Raw genomic sequence first — 23,171 nt, forward strand, 5'->3', positions numbered from 1 at the left:
TTATGAAAGAATTACTCCAAAAACTCTGGCAAAATGAACTCCAGCTTTTAGATTTTAATGCAAGCTTTAAAGATAAAAATATTCTTGATGTTTCCGAACTTGCTATCATATTGAGTGTTAATAAGGATAATTATGAAAGATATTTTCTCTTAAAAGAATTTAGCAATATTTGTAAAAAAATTGATTTAAGAGTAGATATTTTTAGCATTCAAAAAGCTCAAATTTGTGTTTTAAATATGTTTAGGGAGGGTTTTATACCTAAACAAGATTTATTAAAAGCCTTGCGAATTTTGCAAAAAATTTCAAACAATGCTGAAATTTTAGAATATATACAAAATATTCAAGTTCAAAGTATCGATAAAAAAGCTTTGTTTCAAAGTGGTTTTAATGAGCTTAATCATATCAATATGGAACTTAGTCAATTGAGTTTTGATGAAAATAGCAAAATAAGACTTCAAAAGACTTTAGAGAAATTTCAAAAATTAGAATTTAATATAGCTATAACAGGTGTTATGAATTCAGGAAAATCAAGCTTGCTTAATGCGCTTTTAAAAGAGGATTTTTTGGGGGTTTCTAATATCCCTGAAACCGCAAATTTGACTTTATTAAGCTATGGCAATACTCAAGAGGCCGTGATTTATTTTTGGGATACTCAAGAATGGGATAATATATTAAAAAGTTCCAAATTTAGCAAGGAGCTTAAAGAATTCATCGATGAGCTTGCTTTAAAAATCGATATTAAAGAATATGTTCAAGATAAGGCTTTAACACAAAAAATCAATCTAAAGGAGCTTAAAGAGTTTAGTTCTGCTAAAAACCAAATTTCTGCTCTTATTAAGAAGATAGAAATCAAAAGCAATTTGGAATTTTTAAAAAACAATATCTCTATAGTGGATACTCCAGGACTTGATGATATAGTCGTGCAAAGAGAAATTCTAACTAATGAGTATCTTAAAGAAAGCGATTTTTTAATCCATCTTATGAATGCTTCTCAAGCTTTAACACAAAAAGATGCTGAATTTTTAATCCATTGTTTATTGAATTCTCGGCTTAGCAAATTTTTAATTGTCCTTACCAAGGCGGATTTGTTAAGCCAAAAAGATTTAGATGAAGTGATAAATTACACCAAAGAAAGTCTTAAGGCTAGACTTGAAAATTTTGACACGCATTTGATAGAAAAGATAGATTTTTTATGTGTAAGCGCAAAAATGGCAAGTGATTTTTACAAGGGTTTATCTTCTGAAGAAAGCTTTAAGAAAAGTGGCATGAAAGAATTTGAGGAATATCTTTTTAATGAGCTTTATTCTGGAGAAAAAAGTAAAATTATTTTACAAGCCTATAAAAAAGAATTGCTTTTAGAGCTTAGAAATATTTTAAATGAATATGAAATGCAAAACAAGCTTATAAAAGAAGACGGGCAAGGCTTAAGCGAAGAAAATGATAAACTTTTATTGGAATTTAAGGCTAAAGAAGAAGCGCTTAAGGAGGCAAAAGAAGAGATTTCAAATTCGATTTTAAATCTTGAAAATTTTGAAAATGGGGTGGATAATCTTGTTTTATTATTGGCTAAAAAGCTCAAAGAGCGTTTGATTGATGAGATTAAATATCTAAAAGATAAAGCCCAAAAAATTAACATTAATCGTATTTTAAATATGATAGATATCACGGTTAAAGATGGTATTAATGATATTTTAAGAGAAGTTAAATTTGAAAATATTAAAAAAATAGAGGAATTAAAAACAAGTTTGGCTTTAAAATATGATTTCTTAAAAGATGATTTTGACAATGGATTTGAAGGCTTTAAAGATGAAATTTCTAAAAAGATAGAAAATATTTTTAGTGATGAAAAATTTGCATTGTTAAGACTGCAAATCGAGCAAATTATCTCTACCAAAGTCGATTTATTTGAGCTTGAAACAAAATTAACAGAAGTGATTTTTAGCACTTTTGAAAGTTTTAATATAGGTGCTATATTAAAGGATTTGGATATCAATGGCGCCTTTTTTGCTTTCTTGAATGAAAGAATGAAAAATTATGAAGTATTGCAAAAAGAAAAGTTAGCGAGTATTGAACATTTAATCAATAATCTTAAAAATCAAAATGCTGACATTTTATTTTCTTATGAGGGAAATTTGGAAAAAATTGCAAAATTACAACAGCTTGAAGTGGAGCTTATGAATGCAAATTAATATTTTAAATCATTTTATAAAGGCTTATGAAGATGCCTATAATATAGATTTTGATAAAAGTTTTGAAGGGCAAATTAAAATGTTGTGTAAAAAACTAAATGAGCCTTTCATGCACCCAAGCTATAATCTTATTCAAGAGCTTGAAGAATTGAGTTTTTCTTTAGATAAAAATATTAATATTGCTATCATAGGACAATTTTCAAGTGGAAAATCAACCCTTTTGAATTTAATCCTAAAAAAAGAATGCTTGCCTACTGGAGTAGTGCCTGTTACTTTTAAACCCACTTTTTTGCGTTATGCGGATGAGTATTTTTTAAGAGTTGAATTTCAAGATGGAAGTGATGAAATCACTCATATAGAGGAGTTGGCAAAATACACAGATCAAAGAAATAATGTAAAAGAAACAAAAAGTTTGCATATTTTTGCACCCATACCTTTGCTTAAAAAAATCACCCTAGTGGACACTCCAGGGCTTAATGCTAATGAAGATGATACTTTAACCACCCTAAAGGAGCTCCAAAATATCCACGCGGCAATTTGGTTAAGTTTGATCGATAATGCAGGAAAAAAGAGCGAAGAAGATGCTATAAAGGCAAATTTGGAGCTTTTGGGTGAAAATAGCATTTGTGTGTTAAATCAAAAAGATAAGCTTAGCGCTCAAGAATTAGAAAATGTGTTAAATTATGCCAAAACAGTTTTTTCTAAATATTTTAAAGAATTAATTGCCATTTCTTGCAAGGAAGCAAAAGATGAAACAAAATATGAAGAATCTAATTTTAATCTTTTGTTAGATTTTTTAGATAACTTAGATGAGAAAGCCTTAAAACAAAAATTTACAAAGAGAAAAATGCTTCATTTATGTCAAGTTTTAGAGGATGAAAATAGGCTTTTTGTGGATATTTTTGATAAGCTTGCAAATCAATTTCAAATTTATCAAGAGAAATTAAATTCTTCTTTTGATGATTTTATAAAAGAAGTTCAAATTTTAAATCATCAAATTTTAAATAAGCTTAAAAGCATTGGCGAAAGAATTGCGAGTGAAATTTTTAATTGCATTAAAGAAAAAGAGGCTCATTTTTATAAAGAAGCCAAGGGATTTTTGAAAAAAGATTTGTATGTAAAATACGATTATAAAGCTCCTTTTATTTCGAGCGATGATGCTTTTTTGGCAATGTTTTACAACAGCGATATAATGAATAAAGAATTTAAAAAAATCAAAAATGAAATTTACGAATCATTTGAAAAAATAAAACAAAAATTGAAAGATTTTATAGACAATTTAGAAAAAGACATTTTGCTTTTTAAAGCTGAATTTTCAAATATACAAAAAGATAATATCTTGCAAAGCGATAAAAATTTTAGCGAACTTAGGGCTTTTTGCAATGCAAGCGATGAGTACTTTTTAAAAGACTTTAAAGAGCTTTTATTTAAAAGTTTGCTAGAGTTGGATTTATTTTTTGAAAAGTTAAATCTCAAAGCTTTTGCAAATTATGCAAACGCTACAAAATTAAGCTTGGCATTTTTCAGTAGAAAAATCAATGAAAGTCGAGTTCTTTATGAGCTAGATAGTTCCGAATTTACGCTTTTTTATCCTAAAAAGAGTGAAATTTATGAAAGGGTTTTAACTGAGCTTAATGCTTATGAATTTGAAGCTTTGCTTATCAATAAACCGATTTTAGTAAAAATATCTAATCATTTTTTAGAACAAAATACAAATATAATTCAAGAAAAAAATAAAATTTTAGACTTAAAAAAAGTAGAATTACAAAAACGCAAAGAGCAAATTTTAGAAGTCAGAAGTGTATTGAAGGAAAATTTATGAGGATATTTTTCATTTTATCTTTATTTTTTCACACTCTTTTTGCTGTGAATGATTTAGATAATGCTTTAAGGCTTTATGAGGGAAATAAATTTGTAAAAGCATATGAAATTTTTGAAAGACTTTGCGAAAAAGACAATGCTAGAGCTTGCTTTTCTTTAGCCTATATGAATGAAAATGCTCAAGGAGTTGCAAGAGATTTTGATAAAGCGTGTAAATTTTATGATAAATCCTGCAAACTCGGTTTGACTAAGGCTTGTTCTAATATGGCCTTAACCTTACAAGATCTAGGTTATGTTAATGAATCCCTTTTGGCATTTAACAAGGCTTGTAATTTAGGTGAATCTTCAAGTTGTAATCATATGGGTTTGGTTTATGAAGATGAAAAAGATGGTCAAATGGCTACGCATTTTTATAAAAGATCTTGCGATTTAAAAGACGCTAGAGCTTGCTATAAATTAGGCTTTTTGTATGAAAGAGGAGAGCTTGTAAGGCAAAATCTTAAATCAGCTTTGGCTTTTTATTCTAAATCTTGTACTTTAGGTTTTGCAGAGGCTTGTTATTTGATCGGACGTTATTATGAGCTTGAGAAAAAAGATTTGAAAAAGGCTAAGAGATATTTAGGTATGGCTTGCGATAAAAAACACCAAGAAGCTTGTGCTGCTTATAGAAAGCTAAATTCTCAAGATATAGAAATTTATTAAAATGTCATCAAAAATATTTTAAGAAACTAAACTAAAATTGATTGGATTATTTTGTGAATTTTGTTGATAAATTTTGCCAATGAAATTTTTAAAGTCTTTGTTTGCTTGTGTTTCTTCGAAATTATCTTTAGAATCTTGATTATTTATATCAAGATTTTCTTGCTTTTCTTCGTTTTCTTCTTTTTTCTCTTGTGCTTCTTGCGCTTTAAGTTTTGTTGCTTCAGCTCTTGCTTCAAATTCCATTTTTAGAGCATTTGCAGCGACTTTATAATCTTGCGGACTAGGATCAGCAGGCGCCATGGCTGCTGCAACGACTTGACGCGCATTGGCGATAGTTTCTTCAGGTGTCCTTCCTTTTTGCATTCTTATAGGAACTTCACCTGCTGTGGCATACATTTGATTATCAGGTCCTCTTGTGTAGCTAAAGCTTGCAGCTCCAGCTAAACCACCTCCAGCGGCTTGATGTGCTGCTTCGTGAGCTTTTACATTTCTGTCTATACTTTGAAGCTCACGCACTTGTTGTGCTTGTTGTATGGTAAGCTCAACGCCATTTATCATTTGAGTTTGTTCATTGTTTTGTTTTGAGTCTTTATTTTGTGAGTTTGTATTTTCTGTATTTTCTTGTTCGGCATTATTTTTTTGTGTTTTATCATAATAAGAGGAATTGCTAGCATAGTTGTAATTTAAGCCAATTTGCATTTTTCCTCCTTTATTTTTTTTGTATATTTTAGACAATATTAACGCATTTTGACTTAAAATTTTGATAAATTTTGTAAAATAACAATCAATACAATTTTAAAGGAAGATTAATGATTTATGAGAATGACTTGATTTATATCGAAAAAGAGGAAGCTCAAGTGCCATGGATTAAAATTTTTACCAAGCAAGTTTATAAAGAATTTAGCGATTGCCCCTATGAACTTCAAAAAGAAATTTTTGACAAAATTTTGCGATGTGAAAAGGCTATGATAGAATTTTACAAACCTGAAAAAATCAATATTGCTTCTTTTGCAAACTATGTTCCAAGGGTACATTTTCATATAATGGCGAGATTTAAAGAGGATGCTTTTTTTCCAGAATGTATGTGGGGCAAGCAGCAAAGAGAATTAAAAGACTTAAATTTGCCTAGTTTTGATGAATTTGTGATTTTTCTTAAAAATAAAATGGACTAAAATTATCATTAATGGTTGATTGTTTTTTGTTTATTAGAATTCTTTTTACATAAAAATACAAAAAAAGGAAAAAAATGAAAAAGATTTTATTAAGCTCTCTTGTTGCAGCTTCTTTGTTGAGTGCAGGTTTATTTGCTAAAGAATATGCTTTAGATAAAACTCACACTGATGTAGGTTTTAAAATTAAACATTTGCAAATTAGCAATGTAAAAGGAAATTTTCAAGATTATGATGCGGTAATTGACTTTGATCCTGCAAGTTTTGAATTTAAAAAACTTGAAGCAACAATTAAAGTAGCATCTGTAAATACAGACAATCAAACAAGAGATAATCACTTACAACAAAATGATTTTTTCAAAGCAAAACAATTCCCTAATATGACTTTTGTAATGAAAAAATATGAAAAAATCGATAACGAAAAGGGTAAAATGACAGGAACTTTAACCATAACAGGCGTTTCTAAAGATGTGGTTTTAGATACTGAAATCGGCGGTACAGCTAAGGGTAAAGATGGAAAAGAAAAAGTAGGTTTTTCTTTAAATGGTAAAATCAAACGCTCTGATTTTAACTTTGCGCCAGGTACTTCAACTATTACTTTAAGTGATGATATTAATTTAAATATCGAAGTTGAAGCGAACGAAAAATAATTTTTTAGTCTAAGAGTCTTGCTCTTAGACTTTGTAAATTTTTATCCAAATTTTCTTCACTTTCTTGCCAAATCAATTTAAAATCCGGTTTAAAATTTTCATTTTCTAAATTAAATTCCGTGTTTTTCAAGGTGGATTCTAAAAAAGCAAGATGATTTAAAGCTTGATTTTTATCATTAAAAATTAAAATAAAATCATTTTCTACGATAAAAATTTTTGCTCTAAAGCGTTTTAAAATTTTTGCAATTTGTTTTAAAATGAGTTTGGTATAGCTTTCTTTGGTATCTTTTAGTTCATTAAAATGAAGCAAGGCAATGATATAGTTGTTTTTTCCTTTTGTAAAGCGTGTAAGGCTTTTTTCATTGGGTAGCTTTGTTAAGGTGTCAAAAAAAGCTAACCTATAAGCGTAATTTAAAAGATAAAAACAAAAAACCAAACTTGCAAATTCAAAATATCTTATTCCTGTTCCTTCTTGGAATAAAAACTGAAAATATGCAGCAAAAAATGCGATAAGAAGATAATATTCTTTAGTTTTAAAAGTTTTGATAAAAATGAGTATTAAGCCGACTAAAAAAAATAAAAATCCTAATTCACTCACAGGTTTAAAAAAATTTAATGTAATAAAATGGAATTCTAAACCAGCGCTATTGAAAGTAGTATTTCTAGGTAAAATGATGCTTAAAATACCTATAAAAATAAGGGTTGTAATTGAGGCGATATTTTTTTTATTTAAAATTAAAACATGATGTTTTCCAAGGCAAAATAGAGTAAAAATCATAGGTAAAAACAAAGCCACAAATAAATTAGCTTGAAAAAAACTTGTATAAAAATAAGGCAACTTAGCTCCTAGTAATACTAAAGTCAAAAAGAAAATTTTTGAATTTTTAAAGTAAAAGGATAGCACAAGAGCTGAAATTTCAAAAATAAAACTCAATGATATTAAAAAATCTAATAAAAACATTTCAAATCCTTGATTTTAATAAAAGTGATAATTGTATAGAAAAAAGCTTAAAAGCGGATTTTATTTAAATTTAGCAATTTCATCTTGTATGGTTTGTTCTATATGAAGCAATTCTTCATGAGTTTTTTTGCTATTTTCTAAAAGTTCATCAAATTTAAAGCCAAGCATAACAATACGATATAAATTGGGTTTGTATTTTCTCCAATTATATAAAGTGCTAACATCAATGTCTAGTTCATATGCCATATCACGCTTGCTCTTTTTTGTCATTTTTTACCTCAAAAATTTAGCCTTTAAAAAATTTTACATTAAAATTTCTTTATTAAAAACACTTGAAATATTCAATCTTTTATATAAAATATATTTAATATTTCAATATTAATTAAGTTATAGTATGGAATAATTCGAGATATTTTTTAATTTTCAAGGAGTAGTTATGGATTTCAATTCGGTTCTTTTCAGCATTGGCGATAAATTGCCAAAAGATGCAACATCTACCGTGATGCTAAAAGAGAAATTTGATCGCTTAAATGAGGATAAACAAAAAGAAGTAGTAGCACAGCTTCCAATGATAAAACTAAAAAGTCCCGCTTTAGTATTTTGGGTAGGGACTTTTTTATTTGGTGCTTTTGGAGTGGGTCGTTTTATGATAGGAGATTGGGTTTTAGGGCTTATACGCTTGGGAATTACAATTGTAGCTATGTTTTGTGGTATTTTAATGATTACATATAGTGCTTTAGGGATAATATATGGTTTGTTGTGGCTTGTTAATTGGATTTGGTGGATTGTAGATATGTTTTTAGTGGGTAAAAAATTAAGAAAACAAAATTTTGAAAAGATTGCAAATATTATACAATAATTTCGAGTTTTTATGAAAAACAATCAAAAATAAGTTTGCAAAATATTTTTATTAAGTTTTTAGTAAATTTTGTTTTTGTGGCAAGTGAGATTTAGAATTCTTAAGCAATAAAGAAAATTGCTTTTAAATATTTTGTCTGTTGCTCCAAATATTGCACAGGTTTTTTTAGAGATTACAAGTAAAATGGTGAACTTGGTACAGATGAATAGAAACTAAAATATTATTTAGGTGAACAAAAAAGGAGGAAATTAATGAAATGTTTTAATGCGAAATTTATGTTTGTTGGAATTTTGGCAGTATTTTTGAGTGCTTGTAGTAACGGTATTCCAAAATGTAGTGATCAAGATGTACAAAATGTTTTAACTGAGATTATTTTAGAACACAATTTTGGTAGATTTTCTGAGGTTGATCGTAAAAAGTTGAAATTTACTTATAGTGGTTTTATGAGCGATTTAACCGATAAGGAAAGTAAAACACAGTATTGTAAAGCTCAAGTAAAAGCAAATGGAAGTATTGATTCTCGCCCTTACAAATGGGATGCTTGGATCGAGTATTTTGCTAGATATACTGATGATGGTATGGTATATGTAGAAATTACTAGATAACTTTTTAAGGCAAAAATGCCTTAAAAAGTTAATTTTAAGGAGACTGGATATGGATTATAATGTTTTTCTTTTAAATATACAAGATAAAATAAATCAAGAAGATTTTTTCAATTTAAAGCTTAAGTTTGAACAATTACAAAATAAAAAAGAAGCTTTATCAAATTTGGTATTTTTAAGACTTCAAGATCCTATAAAACCTCTAATTATGAGTATGATATGTGGTTTTTTTAAGTTTAGGTTGGTTGGCAATCGATAGATTTATGATAAAAGACTATGCATTAGGAATATTGCGTATAATATTATCTTTATTTCCTTGTGTGTTATTTTTGATACTAGGAATTAGCTATGAAAATGATTCTAACTCGGATATTTCTGAAATTTTTTTCGGGTTGTTTGGAATTTTTCTATTATTGGGCATTATTTGGTGGGGAGTAGATTTATTTTTAGTCTATAAAAAAATTAAAAAACAAAATTATAATAAAATTATAGAATTTATTTTTAACTATCAAAAAATTTAATTTTAAAATTAAAAATTCAAGCCTTTTTCGCTACAATTTCTTAAAAATTTTTATAAGTAAAAAATTTAAGGAAAATCATGGTTGAAGTAAAAAATCTTACTATGCGTTTTGCAAATCAGCTTTTATTTGAAAATGTTAATTTAAAGCTTGTTCGAGGACAAAGATACGGACTAATAGGAGCTAATGGTGCAGGAAAATCGACTTTTTTAAAAATTCTTTCAGGAGAAATTGAGTCAAGTAGTGGTGAAATAGTATTTGATGAAGGCTTGAAAATTGCAGTTTTAGGACAGGATCAATTTGCTTTTGAAAACTACACCATCAAAGATGCAGTGATGTGTGCAAATAAGCGTTTATATGAGGCCTTAAAAGAAAAAGAAAAGCTTTATATGAGCGAGGAATTTACTGATGAGATCAATGAGCGTTTAGGTGAGCTTGAGATAATAACGGCTGAAGAGGATCCTAATTATGATTGTGAAACGCGTTGTGAGAAAATTTTAAGCTCTTTAAAAATCAAAGATTTTGATGTTTTGATGAGCACCTTGCAAAGCGCAGACAAATTTAAAGTCTTGCTTGCGCAAGTATTGTTTTTAGGAGCAGATGTACTTTTTTTAGATGAGCCTACAAATAACCTTGATTTAGAGGCAATTTCTTGGCTTGAAAATGAACTTTTAAGACATGAGGGAACCTTGGTGGTGATTTCTCATGATAGGCATTTTTTAAATAAAATTTGTACAAGAATTTTAGATGTAGATTTTAAACAAATTCGTGATTTTGCGGGAAATTATGATGATTGGTATATGGCTTCAACACTTTTAGCTAAACAAGCTGAACTTAAGCGCGATAAAACTTTAAAAGAAAGAGAAGAATTAGAAAATTTTATCCGCCGTTTTAGTGCGAATGCTTCTAAGGCAAAACAAGCTACAAGTCGTGCAAAGGCTTTGGAGAAATTGGAGCTTGAAGAGATTAAAATTTCAAGTCGCAGGGATCCAAGTATAGTTTTTAGAACAAATCGTGAAATAGGAAATGAAGTTTTAGAGCTTAAGGGTATTAGTAAGGCTTATGATAAAGAATTGTTTTCAAATTTAGAATTAAAAATCGAAAAAAATGACAAAATTGCTTTAATTGGTGCAAATGGTGTAGGTAAGTCAACTTTGGCTAAAATCATTGCCAATGCTATTGCTCCTGATAGCGGTTCTATACACCTTGGAGCGACTATAGAACTTGGATATTTTCCTCAAGATACAAGTAATTTAATTTGTGAAAATTTGAAACTTTACGAATGGCTTATGAGTGAAAAATTCAAAGATTTGGATGAAATTCGAAAGTGTTTAGGTAGAATGCTTTTTAGTGGTAGTGATCAAGAGAAAATGGCAGCGAGCTTAAGCGGAGGGGAAAAACATCGTTTAATGCTTTCGCGTTTGATGCTAGAGCGCCCAAATTTTTTACTTTTGGATGAGCCTGATAACCATTTGGATCTTGAGAGTATCATAGCCCTTGGTGAAGCTTTGTATAATTTCAAGGGTGTTGCACTTTGTATAAGTCACGATAGGGAGCTGGTTTCTGCTTTTGCTAATCGTATTTGGCACTTAAAAGATGGAGAACTGACTGATTTTCGTGGAACTTACCAAGAATTTTTAGGAGAAAATGATGGCTAAATTTAGAATTCAGTATAGCGCAGGCTTTGGACATTTTACCCAAAATCATAAAGGCTTTGGACCTACTATTTATATAGAAGAAGTAGTGGAATTTGACAATGGTAAGGATTATTTTGATTATATAGATTTTTACAATACTTATTCAAAAAGCGATGATACTTATTTTCATATCAGTTTTTTAGAAGATAGACCTTTAAGCGACAAAGAAATCACCATACGCAATGAATATCGTAAAATACGCGATGAAAATTGCAAGAGAGCAAAAGAAGAATTTATAAGAGATAATGAACTTGATGTGGAGCATTTACCAACTCATGGTGATTAAGGAACACTTTTTGCTTGTATAGTTTTTGCATATTTTGAAAGGAGAAAGCTATGCAAGTAAGTTATAAAACTATTAGCTCATATGAATATGATGCGATTAGTGGTCAGTATAAGCAGGTGGATAAGCAAGTAGAAGATTATTCTTCGACTTCTGATTCTGATTTTATGGATATATTAAGTAAATTAGAGGAAAATTCGGGTATTTCTAGTACGGAAGAAAATTTACAAAACAATACCCAAAGTTCAAATTCTAATTCCTCTCAATACGCACAAATGTCAAGCATGTATGCTTATCGTTTTAGGCAAAACGAGGGCGAACTTTCTTTAAAAGCTCAAAGTGCGAGTGTGCATAATGATCTTTTAAATCAAAATGCAAATGGACAAAATAAAGACAGTAGTCTTTTAGGTGATTTACTTAACGCGATTTAAATTAAAGCCTCAAACGAGGCTTTAAGATAGATTATAATTTCTCTATTTCAAAAGGTGTAAATTGGGCGCAAAAGATTTCAAACTTTTGCTCTTCCTCTTCGTTTAAATTTAAGCTTAAAATCACTTTTTCATTTTTAAAGTCTCGCTCAAATTCCAAAGAGTGAGTTCTTAAAAAATGTTCGAAGCGATTGAGATTTTTAAAATCTATGGCAATTTTGATATTTTTTTTAAATTCAAAAGTTAGCAAGGAGGCATTGTTAATCGCTGCATTTGCCGCGTCACTATAAGCTCTTACAAGTCCTCCTGTCCCAAGTTTGGTGCCACCAAAATATCTTACAGTGATGACTGCAGTGTTGACAAGATCATACCCTCTTAAAACATTTAAAGAAGGTATGCCTGAAGTGCCCTTAGGCTCGCCATCATCACTTTTATCTTCTATGATTTGATTGTATTCATTTAAAGTTCGATAAGCATAAACAAAATGAACGGCTTTGGGGTGTTCTTTTTTTAAATTTACAAGCAAATTTTTAAAATCTTTAAAAGGGCAAAGATAGGATAAAAAAGTAGATTTTTTAATTTCAATTTGTGCTTGAAAAATTTGATCAATTGTTTGCATTTTCGCCTTTTTATTTGGTATTATGATTAAATAAGGTAAAATATAATGTATTAATAAAATTTTTAAAAATATACTATAATTTTACAAAAATTAAGGAAAGAAATGTCAAAAACAAGTCAAAAATTTATGAATTCATTCAAAAGTTATAAAAGAAATAAAATGGGGTGTTACAAGATTGGCTTTTTATAAAAATATTTTTATTTTATACATTAGGCATGGGATTATTTTTTGAAATTTACATCAGTTGATATTTTAAGTTTAATTTTGTAAAATCAAATTTATGGAAAAAATCAAAAATTATAAGCTTATTATTCTTTTACTTGCTTTTGATTTACTTGCTTTGCTTTATGGAATTTCAACCCTTAGCATTAGTGTTGATGAGGCTAAAATTTATTTTGAAGAAAAAGGAAGTTTTCTTTTTTTTAATCATAGTTTGCTTTATTATCTCACACATTTTGGAACTTTTGTTTTTGGACAAAATGACTTTGGTTTAAGAATTCCTATTTTATTTTTTCATTTTTTAAGTTGTATTTTACTTTATATTTTGGCTTTAAAATATACAAAAACTCATTTTGATAGCTTCTTATCTCTTTTGCTTTTTGTATTGTTGCCAGGAACGGTTGCAAGTGCTTTGTTGGTAAATGAAGCCTCTATAGTGATTTTTTTAACGCTAGCTATAATTTGTGTGTATGAATATGAAAAAAAATGGATTTTTTATCCGCTTTTGATTTTAGCTTTATTTGTAGATAAGTCTTTTAATATTTTATTTTTAACCTTTTTCTTTTTTGGAATTTATAAAAGAAATTCTTTTTTATTGACTTTGGCCCTTGTACTTTTTGGTTTGAGCATAAGCTTTTATGGTTTTGATACAGGTGGGCGTCCAAGAGGATATTTTTTGGATACTTTGGGAATTTTCGCCGCTTGTTTTTCGCCGCTTGTTTTTATTTATTTTTTTTATGTAGTTTATCGTTTAACTTTTAAAGAGCAAAAAAGTTTACTATGGTTTTTAATGAGCGTAACCTTTATTTTTTGTTCCTTGCTTTCTTTGAGGCAAAAGCTTTATTTGGAGGATTTTTTGCCATTTTGTGTGATTTGCACTCCGCTACTTATTAAAACCTTGATGGCAAGTTATAGGGTGCGTTTACCGCAATTTAGATTAAGATATAAAATTTTTATAGAATGCTCTATCATTTTTTTACTATTTTGTTATTTTGTTATCATAGGAAATCAAATTTTATATTATTTTGTTTCTGATCCAAAATATAATTTTGCTAATAACTATCACTTTGCTAAAGAATTAAGCAAAGAGCTTAAAAAACAAGAAATTTTTAAATTAAGAGTTGGCACATCTTTGCAGCCAAGATTGAAATTCTATGGTATTGAAGATAGTAATACTTTTTATCTAAAAAGTATTAAAAATAAAGACCAGCTTGATAAAAATAAAAAAAATATTACAATAAAGCTAGGAAAATTTGAAAAAATTTATCAAATCCAAAGATACTAGTGATGCTTTTACGCTTTTTGAGCTAGTTTTAGTTGTTTTAATCTTAGGCCTTGTGATTTCCATAGCACAAATCAATCTAAAACAAGATAGACTCATGCAAGGTGCAAAGCAAATTCTTAATGACATACGCTATGTAAGAACTTTAGCAATGACTCAAGAGAGTTTTAGGGATTTGGAATTAGCAGTGGCAAAAAGAGAGTGGTATAAAAGTAGATGGCAATTATATTTTATCAATTCAGCAGCAACAAATTATGAGCAAACTTATACGATATTTTTAGATAAAAATGGTGATGGAAACGCTAATTTAGGAAAAACTGAAATCAATATTGATCGTGAAATTGCTGTAGATATTATAAACCCCAAAAAATTAATGAATTCAGGACAAAGTGGAGTTATTGATAAGAGCGATAGTAAGACTACTCAAAGATTTAATATTTTTAAAAAATTTGGTATAAAAAAAGTAGAATTTAAAGGTTCGTGTAGGGGTTCTACAAGGATAGTTTTTGATGAAAGAGGAAGATTATATTCTCCTTTGCGAACTTCTCAAGGTGTTTATGATAAAAATTTAGCTAAAACTAATCAAGACTGTATCATACGCTTAAGCTCAATACAGGCAAATCAAATTTGTATTATAGTCAATCCGCTTAGTGGTTTTGCTTATATACCTAAATTTCAAGATTTCAACAAGCAAATGATAATGATAAACGGTGCAACTCAATGTTCTAAAATTTAGAATACTTTAATTTTTAATATAAATTTGCTATAATTTGAATGTAAATATTAAATAAAAGGACAAAATAATGAACCGCTTAGGAATTTCAGCAAGATTGTATTTAAGTTTTTCTTTGATTATTTTTATTATGCTGTTTATAGCTATTTTTTCGATAGCTAAAGTGAATTTTTTAAATAAAACACTTACAACAGCAACAGAGGAAAACGCTTTGATTTCTCGTCAAGCGATTAATTTTAGGGGAAGTATTCATGATAGATCGATTTTAATTCGTGATGTCGTTTTAGCGCAAGATCAAGAAGACTTAAGAAAAACTTTAGCTCAAATACAAAAATTAGAAAAAGACTATGAAGAAGCTGAGCTTATTTTAAATGATATTGTAGCTAAGAGTGGTGGTGATTCAAATGTGCGCTCTATGATAGAGGATATTGCAAAAACTAAGAAAAATACCGTGCAAATTTATCAAAAGATTATTGACACAGTGGTGAAGAAAAATGATATTCAATCAGCAACTAAAATGGTTTTAGATTCTGCTAGACCAGAATTTATTTTATGGTTGGCTCAAACAAATAAATTGATTGATTATGAAGAGTCAGCCAATCAAGAATTAACTCAAATAGCACTTTTAGAAAGCAAATCCTTTCAATTTATCATGATGAGTATCATTATAATTGCTTTAATTATTTCTATAGTTATTGCTTATTTGATAGTGAGATATATTAAAAAATCTGTAGGTGGTGAACCAAGAGATGTAAATAGAATTATCACCGAAGTTGCTAATGGAAATCTAACACAGCCAATTCATACAGAATATAAACAAAGTATACTTTATTCTATTGCTAGAATGCAAAATCAATTACGAAATATAGTTCAAAAAATGATTACTATTTCTAATGAGTTAAACCACAAAGCTGATTTGGTGGTAGATCGCATAAGTGAAACTGAAAAGGCAGTGATTTTTCAAGGTGAAACTTCTAGAGAATCTGCTCTTAAAATTCGAGAAATCAGTCAAAAAACACAAAATGTTTCCAAAATGGCTCTAGAAACAGAAGAAAATTCAAAAAATACCACTCAAGTTTGTCAGAATAATAAAAAATATGCCGAGGATACAGCTTCTCAAATGGAATATATCGCAAGCAATTCTTCTAGAGTTTCTCAGCAAATTGCCTTGCTTAGCGAACATGCTAAGAATATAGGAACAAGTACAGAACTTATTAGCGAGATTACAGATCAAACTAATTTACTTGCTCTAAACGCGGCCATAGAAGCTGCTAGAGCAGGAGATGTAGGTAGAGGTTTTGCTGTCGTTGCTGATGAAATTCGTAAATTGGCTGAAAAAACAGGCGGGGCAACAGATCAAATTGCTATAATTAACAAACAAATTCAAGAAGAAACGATAGCAACAGTAGGCGTTATAGAAGAGTCTATACCATTGATTTCTCAAGGTAAAAGTTTAAGTGAAGAGGTAAGAGATAGCGTGGATTTAATCTACAAACAAGCTAATGACAGTCTTTTTAAAGCACAAGAGGTAAATCAAGAGGTAGCCGCCCAAGTAAAATTAATGGAAGAAATTGAAGAAAAAATTATAACAGTGGCAGATATTTCTTCTAAAACTCAACAAGCGGTTAGTGAAAATAAAAATGCAATGACAGAACTAAAAAATATTTCGGATAATCTTCAAGCTGAAATAGCTATTTTCAAGCTCTAAGCACCTATAACCCCCAACCACCCAAAAATAAGGCTAAATTTCTAGCCTTATTTAATCCTCCTTTAAGCTTAATTGGTTATACTTTCATTTCCTTTTTCAGAAAAGGACTTAAGATCTTTAAATTATAGTCTAAAGTTAACTAAAGTTAAATTAAGATTTTATAAACACTATGTTTCTAGTTTTAAATTAATCTTTAATCCTAGTTAAAGCAATTTAAGTTTATAAAACTTTATTATTACTAAACTTTATTTACATATAATAAATGATTTTTTGTTTTGTTCTTTTAACTTAGTATTGTTATTCAAATCTTATTAGTCAATCTTTGAAATCTAAATAAGTGATCGATTGAGCCAGAAAGATTTAGGCATAAGTAATTATGTAAAATCTATTCAATCTAATAATTAAAAAGATTAAAAGTTTTTCTTTTAATCTTTCATAACTTTTTCTTTGAAGAAAAAGATTAAACTATCTATAATTTTTATGGAGAGTTTGATCCTGGCTCAGAGTGAACGCTGGCGGCGTGCCTAATACATGCAAGTCGAACGATGAAGCTTCTAGCTTGCTAGAAGTGGATTAGTGGCGCACGGGTGAGTAAGGTATAGTTAATCTGCCCTACACAAGAGGACAACAGTTGGAAACGACTGCTAATACTCTATACTCCTGCTTAACACAAGTTGAGTAGGGAAAGTTTTTCGGTGTAGGATGAGACTATATAGTATCAGCTAGTTGGTAAGGTAATGGCTTACCAAGGCTATGACGCTTAACTGGTCTGAGAGGATGATCAGTCACACTGGAACTGAGACACGGTCCAGACTCCTACGGGAGGCAGCAGTAGGGAATATTGCGCAATGGGGGAAACCCTGACGCAGCAACGCCGCGTGGAGGATGACACTTTTCGGAGCGTAAACTCCTTTTCTTAGGGAAGAATTCTGACGGTACCTAAGGAATAAGCACCGGCTAACTCCGTGCCAGCAGCCGCGGTAATACGGAGGGTGCAAGCGTTACTCGGAATCACTGGGCGTAAAGGGCGCGTAGGCGGATTATCAAGTCTCTTGTGAAATCTAATGGCTTAACCATTAAACTGCTTGGGAAACTGATAGTCTAGAGTGAGGGAGAGGCAGATGGAATTGGTGGTGTAGGGGTAAAATCCGTAGATATCACCAAGAATACCCATTGCGAAGGCGATCTGCTGGAACTCAACTGACGCTAAGGCGCGAAAGCGTGGGGAGCAAACAGGATTAGATACCCTGGTAGTCCACGCCCTAAACGATGTACACTAGTTGTTGGGGTGCTAGTCATCTCAGTAATGCAGCTAACGCATTAAGTGTACCGCCTGGGGAGTACGGTCGCAAGATTAAAACTCAAAGGAATAGACGGGGACCCGCACAAGCGGTGGAGCATGTGGTTTAATTCGAAGATACGCGAAGAACCTTACCTGGGCTTGATATCCTAAGAACCTTTTAGAGATAAGAGGGTGCTAGCTTGCTAGAACTTAGAGACAGGTGCTGCACGGCTGTCGTCAGCTCGTGTCGTGAGATGTTGGGTTAAGTCCCGCAACGAGCGCAACCCACGTATTTAGTTGCTAACGGTTCGGCCGAGCACTCTAAATAGACTGCCTTCGTAAGGAGGAGGAAGGTGTGGACGACGTCAAGTCATCATGGCCCTTATGCCCAGGGCGACACACGTGCTACAATGGCATATACAATGAGACGCAATACCGCGAGGTGGAGCAAATCTATAAAATATGTCCCAGTTCGGATTGTTCTCTGCAACTCGAGAGCATGAAGCCGGAATCGCTAGTAATCGTAGATCAGCCATGCTACGGTGAATACGTTCCCGGGTCTTGTACTCACCGCCCGTCACACCATGGGAGTTGATTTCACTCGAAGCCGGAATACTAAACTAGTTACCGTCCACAGTGGAATCAGCGACTGGGGTGAAGTCGTAACAAGGTAACCGTAGGAGAACCTGCGGTTGGATCACCTCCTTTCTAGAGTACAGAGTAATAAGTCTCACAACTATTACTTCAATATATAAACTCAATTGATTCTTGTTTAGATTTCAAAGATTGATGATAAAGCTAATTATTTATGGGGAATTAGCTCAGCTGGGAGAGCGCCTGCTTTGCACGCAGGAGGTCAGCGGTTCGATCCCGCTATTCTCCACCATTTATTAAGGGCCTATAGCTCAGCTGGTTAGAGTGCACCCCTGATAAGGGTGAGGTCACAAGTTCAAGTCTTGTTAGGCCCACCATAAAAAAGATTTGAATAAAGAAGCTTTAAAATCTAAAGCAAGTATATAAAATAGATTAAATATAAACTCTATACTTAGATTTATTTTTATCTTTAACTATAAAAGAATATACTTTAATAGATATAAGTAGCATATACATTATGCATTTATATTTATAATGATTATGTTAATATATATACTTCCTTTAGGTTTTAAACCTAAATGTTCTTTATAATTATCATTGTTAAGAGTCACAAGCAAGTTTTAATAAAAACAATTTTACAGGACTTGTTAAAGGATAAAACTCAATTATCTTTTCTTTGGTTTTATTTATATCTTTTAACTATCTTTATTTTTTATAATAAAGAGAATATTAGATTTAAGGATTATAAATTAAAGACAAGTTTCAAACTCACTGCTTAGTTGAGACTAAATCATTTAGTTTTATATTAAGTGTTTGAATGCTTTCCGTCTTAAGATAATGAAGTCTTATCATAAAAACTTTAACAAGGAAGTGATGCGTTTTAGAATCAATAAAAAAGGTAGAAGTTAGATTATATCTAACTTTTATGCATATTCTTAGCAGAAGAAGCAAGAAAGACTATTAGTCTTTAACTTACTTTATCAGCCTAATATCTTTTAGGTTGGCGGGGTAGGCCTTTAGCTTGCTTCTTAGTCAAGGCTTTGCCTTGACGCTAAAGAAGGTAAAAAAGGTAAGCTACTAAGAGCGAATGGTGGATGCCTTGACTGGTAAAGGCGATGAAGGACGTACTAGACTGCGATAAGCTACGGGGAGCTGTCAAGAAGCTTTGATCCGTAGATTTCCGAATGGGGCAACCCAATGTATAGAGATATACATTACCTATATAGGAGCGAACGAGGGGAATTGAAACATCTTAGTACCCTCAGGAAAAGAAATCAATAGAGATTGCGTCAGTAGCGGCGAGCGAAAGCGCAAGAGGGCAAACCCAGTGCTTGCACTGGGGGTTGTAGGACTGCAATGTGCAAGAGGTAAGTTTAGCAGAACATTCTGGAAAGTATAACCATAGAGGGTGATAGTCCCGTATGCGAAAAACAAACCTTAGCCAGCAGTATCCTGAGTAGGGCGGGACACGAGGAATCCTGTCTGAATCTGGGTCGACCACGATCCAACCCTAAATACTAATACCAGATCGATAGTGCACAAGTACCGTGAGGGAAAGGTGAAAAGAACTGAGGTGATCAGAGTGAAATAGAACCTGAAACCATTTGCTTACAATCATTCAGAGCCCTATGTAGCAATACAGGGTGATGGACTGCCTTTTGCATAATGAGCCTGCGAGTTGTGGTGTCTGGCAAGGTTAAGCAAACGCGAAGCCGTAGCGAAAGCGAGTCTGAATAGGGCGCTTAGTCAGATGCTGCAGACCCGAAACGAAGTGATCTATCCATGAGCAAGTTGAAGCTAGTGTAAGAACTAGTGGAGGACTGAACCCATAGGCGTTGAAAAGCCCCGGGATGACTTGTGGATAGGGGTGAAAGGCCAATCAAACTTCGTGATAGCTGGTTCTCTCCGAAATATATTTAGGTATAGCGTTGTGTCGTAATATAAGGGGGTAGAGCACTGAATGGGCTAGGGCATACACCAATGTACCAAACCCTATCAAACTCCGAATACCTTATATGTAATCACAGCAGTCAGGCGGCGAGTGATAAAATCCGTCGTCAAGAGGGAAACAACCCAGACTACCAGCTAAGGTCCCTAAATCTTACTTAAGTGGAAAACGATGTGAAGTTACTTAAACAACCAGGAGGTTGGCTTAGAAGCAGCCATCCTTTAAAGAAAGCGTAATAGCTCACTGGTCTAGTGATTTTGCGCGGAAAATATAACGGGGCTAAAGTAAGTACCGAAGCTGTAGACTTAGTTTACTAAGTGGTAGGAGAGCGTTCTATTTGCGTCGAAGGTATACCGGTAAGGAGTGCTGGAGCGAATAGAAGTGAGCATGCAGGCATGAGTAGCGATAATTAATGTGAGAATCATTAACGCCGTAAACCCAAGGTTTCCTACGCGATGCTCGTCATCGTAGGGTTAGTCGGGTCCTAAGTCGAGTCCGAAAGGGGTAGACGATGGCAAATTGGTTAATATTCCAATACCAACATTAGTGTGCGATGGAAGGACGCTTAGGGCTAAGGGGGCTAGCGGATGGAAGTGCTAGTCTAAGGTCGTAGGAGGTTATACAGGCAAATCCGTATAACAATACTCCGAGAACTGAAAGGCTTTTTGAAGTCTTCGGATGGATAGAAGAACCCCTGATGCCGTCGAGCCAAGAAAAGTTTCTAAGTTTAGCTAATGTTGCCCGTACCGTAAACCGACACAGGTGGGTGGGATGAGTATTCTAAGGCGCGTGGAAGAACTCTCTTTAAGGAACTCTGCAAAATAGCACCGTATCTTCGGTATAAGGTGTGGTTAGCTTTGTATTAGGATTTACTCCGAAAGCAAGGAAACTTACAACAAAGAGTCCCTCCCGACTGTTTACCAAAAACACAGCACTCTGCTAACTCGTAAGAGGATGTATAGGGTGTGACGCCTGCCCGGTGCTCGAAGGTTAATTGATGGGGTTAGCATTAGCGAAGCTCTTGATCGAAGCCCGAGTAAACGGCGGCCGTAACTATAACGGTCCTAAGGTAGCGAAATTCCTTGTCGGTTAAATACCGACCTGCATGAATGGCGTAACGAGATGGGAGCTGTCTCAAAGAGGGATCCAGTGAAATTGTAGTGGAGGTGAAAATTCCTCCTACCCGCGGCAAGACGGAAAGACCCCGTGGACCTTTACTACAGCTTGACACTGCTACTTGGATAAGAATGTGCAGGATAGGTGGGAGGCTTTGAGTATATGACGCCAGTTGTATATGAGCCATTGTTGAGATACCACTCTTTCTTATTTGGGTAGCTAACCAGCTTGAGTTATCCTCAAGTGGGACAATGTCTGGTGGGTAGTTTGACTGGGGCGGTCGCCTCCCAAATAATAACGGAGGCTTACAAAGGTTGGCTCAGAACGGTTGGAAATCGTTCGTAGAGTATAAAGGTATAAGCCAGCTTAACTGCAAGACATACAAGTCAAGCAGAGACGAAAGTCGGTCTTAGTGATCCGGTGGTTCTGTGTGGAAGGGCCATCGCTCAAAGGATAAAAGGTACCCCGGGGATAACAGGCTGATCTCCCCCAAGAGCTCACATCGACGGGGAGGTTTGGCACCTCGATGTCGGCTCATCGCATCCTGGGGCTGGAGCAGGTCCCAAGGGTATGGCTGTTCGCCATTTAAAGCGGTACGCGAGCTGGGTTCAGAACGTCGTGAGACAGTTCGGTCCCTATCTGCCGTGGGCGTAAGAAGATTGAAGAGATTTGACCCTAGTACGAGAGGACCGGGTTGAACAAACCACTGGTGTAGCTGTTGTTCTGCCAAGAGCATCGCAGCGTAGCTAAGTTTGGAAAGGATAAACGCTGAAAGCATCTAAGCGTGAAGCCAACTCTAAGATGAATCTTCTCTAAGCTCTCTAGAAGACTACTAGTTTGATAGGCTGGGTGTGTAATGGATGAAAGTCCTTTAGCTGACCAGTACTAATAGAGCGTTTGGCTTATCTTTAATAAAGCATCACTTCCTTGTTAAGGTTTTTACTAAAGCTTTAAATAGTAATATTGATTTAAAGTGATATAGAAATCTTTCAAGTAGGGTTTATATTAGAACTTGCTCTTAACATTGTTTTTTAAGTATTCTATATAAAAACTTATCAAAGAGAGTAAAGATTTGATTCATTGACAAGATGAAAGATAAGATTTAAAAGATAAAAGTAAAAATTAAAAAACAAAAAAAGAAAAATAAAAAAGAATAGAAGAAAAGCAAAAAAATAAAACAATAGAATAAAAAATAAAAGCTTTATTCTTAAGTTAAATCTTTCAAAGAATATTTAAATAACAATGTCCGTGATTATACAGATGTGGAAACGCCTTGCTCCATCCCGAACCAAGAAGCTAAGCACATCGTGGGTGATGATACTACGCCTTACTGGCAGGGGGAAAGTAGCTCATTGCGGACTTGTTAATTCTTCTTTATCTTATTCTTATAGATTTAAAATCTTAGTTTTTATATGTCAATCGTTGTTTTTATATTTAATTATTTTTTTATGTTTATTAAATCTATTATTGTATTAATTATTTTTTTATTGATTGAATTTGTTTTTATGCTAATTAAATATGTTTTTGTATTCATTGTTCTTTTATGTTTATGTTTAATTGGCTTGGATTGATTTATGCTTTAGTTCTAATTGTATTTAATCAGCTTAGAATGCTTTGTATAATGCTTTTACTTATCTACAACTTATTATTTTTATATTCAATCATTAGTTTAATTGATTTATGCTTTTGTTGGTTTAGTTAAACACTTTATCAGTCGTTGCTTGATTAGTTTATTAATTTATTTAATTTAATCAGTTAGGTTATATTCATTGGTTTGTTTGAGTTGGTTAG

The 23,171-nt window shown here is 32.3% G+C and carries 19 protein-coding genes, 2 tRNA genes and 3 rRNA genes; 20 read left to right on the forward strand and 4 right to left on the reverse strand.

Features of this window, described 5'->3' with window-relative positions:
• Nucleotides 1-2: 2 nt before the first annotated feature.
• Genes BGS43_RS08980 through BGS43_RS08990 form a run of 3 tightly spaced genes read left to right on the forward strand, consistent with a single transcriptional unit; the run spans nt 3 to nt 4,712 of the window.
• Nucleotides 3-2,189 carry a dynamin family protein gene (locus BGS43_RS08980; protein ID WP_002778389.1) on the forward strand — a complete coding sequence of 729 codons (2,187 nt, stop codon included), beginning with the start codon at nt 3-5 and terminating at the stop codon, nt 2,187-2,189.
• Nucleotides 2,179-4,011, forward strand: a complete 1,833-nt coding sequence (locus tag BGS43_RS08985) for a dynamin family protein (RefSeq protein WP_002783117.1) — start codon at nt 2,179-2,181, stop codon at nt 4,009-4,011. Before BGS43_RS08980 ends, BGS43_RS08985 begins: the two co-directional genes overlap by 11 nt.
• Nucleotides 4,008-4,712: a tetratricopeptide repeat protein gene (locus tag BGS43_RS08990; RefSeq protein WP_002778396.1), complete on the forward strand. Its 705-nt coding sequence runs from the start codon at nt 4,008-4,010 to the stop codon at nt 4,710-4,712. The genes BGS43_RS08985 and BGS43_RS08990 overlap by 4 nt, the downstream gene beginning before the upstream one ends.
• 18 nt (nt 4,713-4,730) lie before the next feature.
• Here BGS43_RS08990 and BGS43_RS08995 read toward each other — a convergent pair whose 3' ends face one another.
• On the reverse strand, nt 4,731-5,411 hold the full coding sequence (locus tag BGS43_RS08995) for a putative metalloprotease CJM1_0395 family protein (RefSeq protein WP_002778397.1): 681 nt from the start codon (nt 5,409-5,411) through the stop codon (nt 4,731-4,733).
• 110 nt (nt 5,412-5,521) lie between these two features.
• Here BGS43_RS08995 and BGS43_RS09000 point away from each other — a divergent pair, with 110 nt between their 5' ends.
• Both BGS43_RS09000 and BGS43_RS09005 read left to right on the forward strand, forming a co-directional pair.
• Entirely contained in the window at nt 5,522-5,884 is a 363-nt protein-coding gene (locus tag BGS43_RS09000; RefSeq protein WP_002778398.1) for an HIT family protein, read from the forward strand.
• Between the two features lie 74 nt (nt 5,885-5,958).
• Complete coding sequence (locus BGS43_RS09005; RefSeq protein WP_002778399.1) at nt 5,959-6,531, forward strand: YceI family protein; 573 nt, start codon at nt 5,959-5,961, stop codon at nt 6,529-6,531.
• Between the two features lie 4 nt (nt 6,532-6,535).
• Here the strand turns inward: BGS43_RS09005 and BGS43_RS09010 are convergent, their stop codons facing one another.
• Together BGS43_RS09010 and BGS43_RS09015 are read right to left on the reverse strand one after the other, a co-directional pair.
• Nucleotides 6,536-7,492 carry a membrane protein gene (locus tag BGS43_RS09010; RefSeq protein ID WP_002778400.1) on the reverse strand — a complete coding sequence of 319 codons (957 nt, stop codon included), beginning with the start codon at nt 7,490-7,492 and terminating at the stop codon, nt 6,536-6,538.
• A 60-nt stretch (nt 7,493-7,552) separates the two neighbouring features.
• A complete protein-coding gene (locus BGS43_RS09015) occupies nt 7,553-7,762 on the reverse strand; it encodes a transcriptional regulator (RefSeq protein WP_002778401.1) in 210 nt (69 codons plus the stop codon).
• Nucleotides 7,763-7,928: 166 nt separating this feature from the next.
• Between BGS43_RS09015 and BGS43_RS09020 the strand changes: the two genes are divergently transcribed.
• From BGS43_RS09020 to BGS43_RS09050, 7 genes are all read left to right on the forward strand, one after another.
• Entirely contained in the window at nt 7,929-8,351 is a 423-nt protein-coding gene (locus BGS43_RS09020) for a hypothetical protein (protein ID WP_002778403.1), read from the forward strand.
• A gap of 251 nt (nt 8,352-8,602) precedes the next feature.
• Entirely contained in the window at nt 8,603-8,956 is a 354-nt protein-coding gene (locus tag BGS43_RS09025; RefSeq protein ID WP_002778409.1) for a hypothetical protein, read from the forward strand.
• Between the two features lie 49 nt (nt 8,957-9,005).
• Nucleotides 9,006-9,212 (forward strand): hypothetical protein, encoded by a 207-nt coding sequence (locus BGS43_RS09030; protein ID WP_002778410.1) that lies wholly within the window; start codon nt 9,006-9,008, stop codon nt 9,210-9,212.
• A 4-nt stretch (nt 9,213-9,216) separates the two neighbouring features.
• Nucleotides 9,217-9,474: a hypothetical protein gene (locus tag BGS43_RS10270; protein ID WP_002783102.1), complete on the forward strand. Its 258-nt coding sequence runs from the start codon at nt 9,217-9,219 to the stop codon at nt 9,472-9,474.
• A gap of 77 nt (nt 9,475-9,551) precedes the next feature.
• Nucleotides 9,552-11,129, forward strand: coding sequence for an ABC-F family ATP-binding cassette domain-containing protein (locus BGS43_RS09040; protein WP_002778415.1), 1,578 nt, complete (start codon nt 9,552-9,554; stop codon nt 11,127-11,129).
• Nucleotides 11,119-11,454, forward strand: coding sequence for a hypothetical protein (locus BGS43_RS09045; RefSeq protein WP_004284883.1), 336 nt, complete (start codon nt 11,119-11,121; stop codon nt 11,452-11,454). Before BGS43_RS09040 ends, BGS43_RS09045 begins: the two co-directional genes overlap by 11 nt.
• Before the next feature lie 50 nt (nt 11,455-11,504).
• A complete protein-coding gene (locus BGS43_RS09050; protein ID WP_002778419.1) occupies nt 11,505-11,882 on the forward strand; it encodes a hypothetical protein in 378 nt (125 codons plus the stop codon).
• Between the two features lie 31 nt (nt 11,883-11,913).
• Here the strand turns inward: BGS43_RS09050 and BGS43_RS09055 are convergent, their stop codons facing one another.
• Nucleotides 11,914-12,498, reverse strand: a complete 585-nt coding sequence (locus tag BGS43_RS09055; protein ID WP_002778421.1) for an IMPACT family protein — start codon at nt 12,496-12,498, stop codon at nt 11,914-11,916.
• 280 nt (nt 12,499-12,778) lie between these two features.
• On the opposite strand from BGS43_RS09055, the gene BGS43_RS09060 reads away from it, so the two are divergent.
• From BGS43_RS09060 to rrf, 8 genes are all read left to right on the forward strand, one after another.
• A complete protein-coding gene (locus BGS43_RS09060; RefSeq protein WP_096569480.1) occupies nt 12,779-14,002 on the forward strand; it encodes a hypothetical protein in 1,224 nt (407 codons plus the stop codon).
• Nucleotides 13,971-14,735, forward strand: a complete 765-nt coding sequence (locus BGS43_RS09065) for a hypothetical protein (RefSeq protein WP_002824827.1) — start codon at nt 13,971-13,973, stop codon at nt 14,733-14,735. Before BGS43_RS09060 ends, BGS43_RS09065 begins: the two co-directional genes overlap by 32 nt.
• 67 nt (nt 14,736-14,802) lie before the next feature.
• Nucleotides 14,803-16,440 carry a methyl-accepting chemotaxis protein gene (locus BGS43_RS09070; RefSeq protein ID WP_002824828.1) on the forward strand — a complete coding sequence of 546 codons (1,638 nt, stop codon included), beginning with the start codon at nt 14,803-14,805 and terminating at the stop codon, nt 16,438-16,440.
• A gap of 477 nt (nt 16,441-16,917) precedes the next feature.
• Nucleotides 16,918-18,430 (forward strand): 16S ribosomal RNA (locus BGS43_RS09075).
• Nucleotides 18,431-18,532: 102 nt separating this feature from the next.
• A tRNA-Ala gene (locus BGS43_RS09080) sits at nt 18,533-18,608 on the forward strand.
• An 8-nt stretch (nt 18,609-18,616) separates the two neighbouring features.
• Nucleotides 18,617-18,693: transfer RNA gene (locus tag BGS43_RS09085), tRNA-Ile, on the forward strand.
• Nucleotides 18,694-19,383: 690 nt separating this feature from the next.
• A 23S ribosomal RNA gene (locus BGS43_RS09095) occupies nt 19,384-22,290 on the forward strand.
• Nucleotides 22,291-22,624: 334 nt separating this feature from the next.
• Nucleotides 22,625-22,741, forward strand: a 5S ribosomal RNA gene (gene rrf, locus BGS43_RS09100).
• The 16S, 23S and 5S rRNA genes sit together here with 2 tRNA genes alongside, the layout of an rRNA operon.
• The last annotated feature ends 430 nt before the right edge of the window (nt 22,742-23,171 follow it).

Origin of the sequence: Campylobacter sp. 110 (assembly GCF_002383965.1) — a bacterium.
Lineage (GTDB): Bacteria > Campylobacterota > Campylobacteria > Campylobacterales > Campylobacteraceae > Campylobacter_D > Campylobacter_D coli.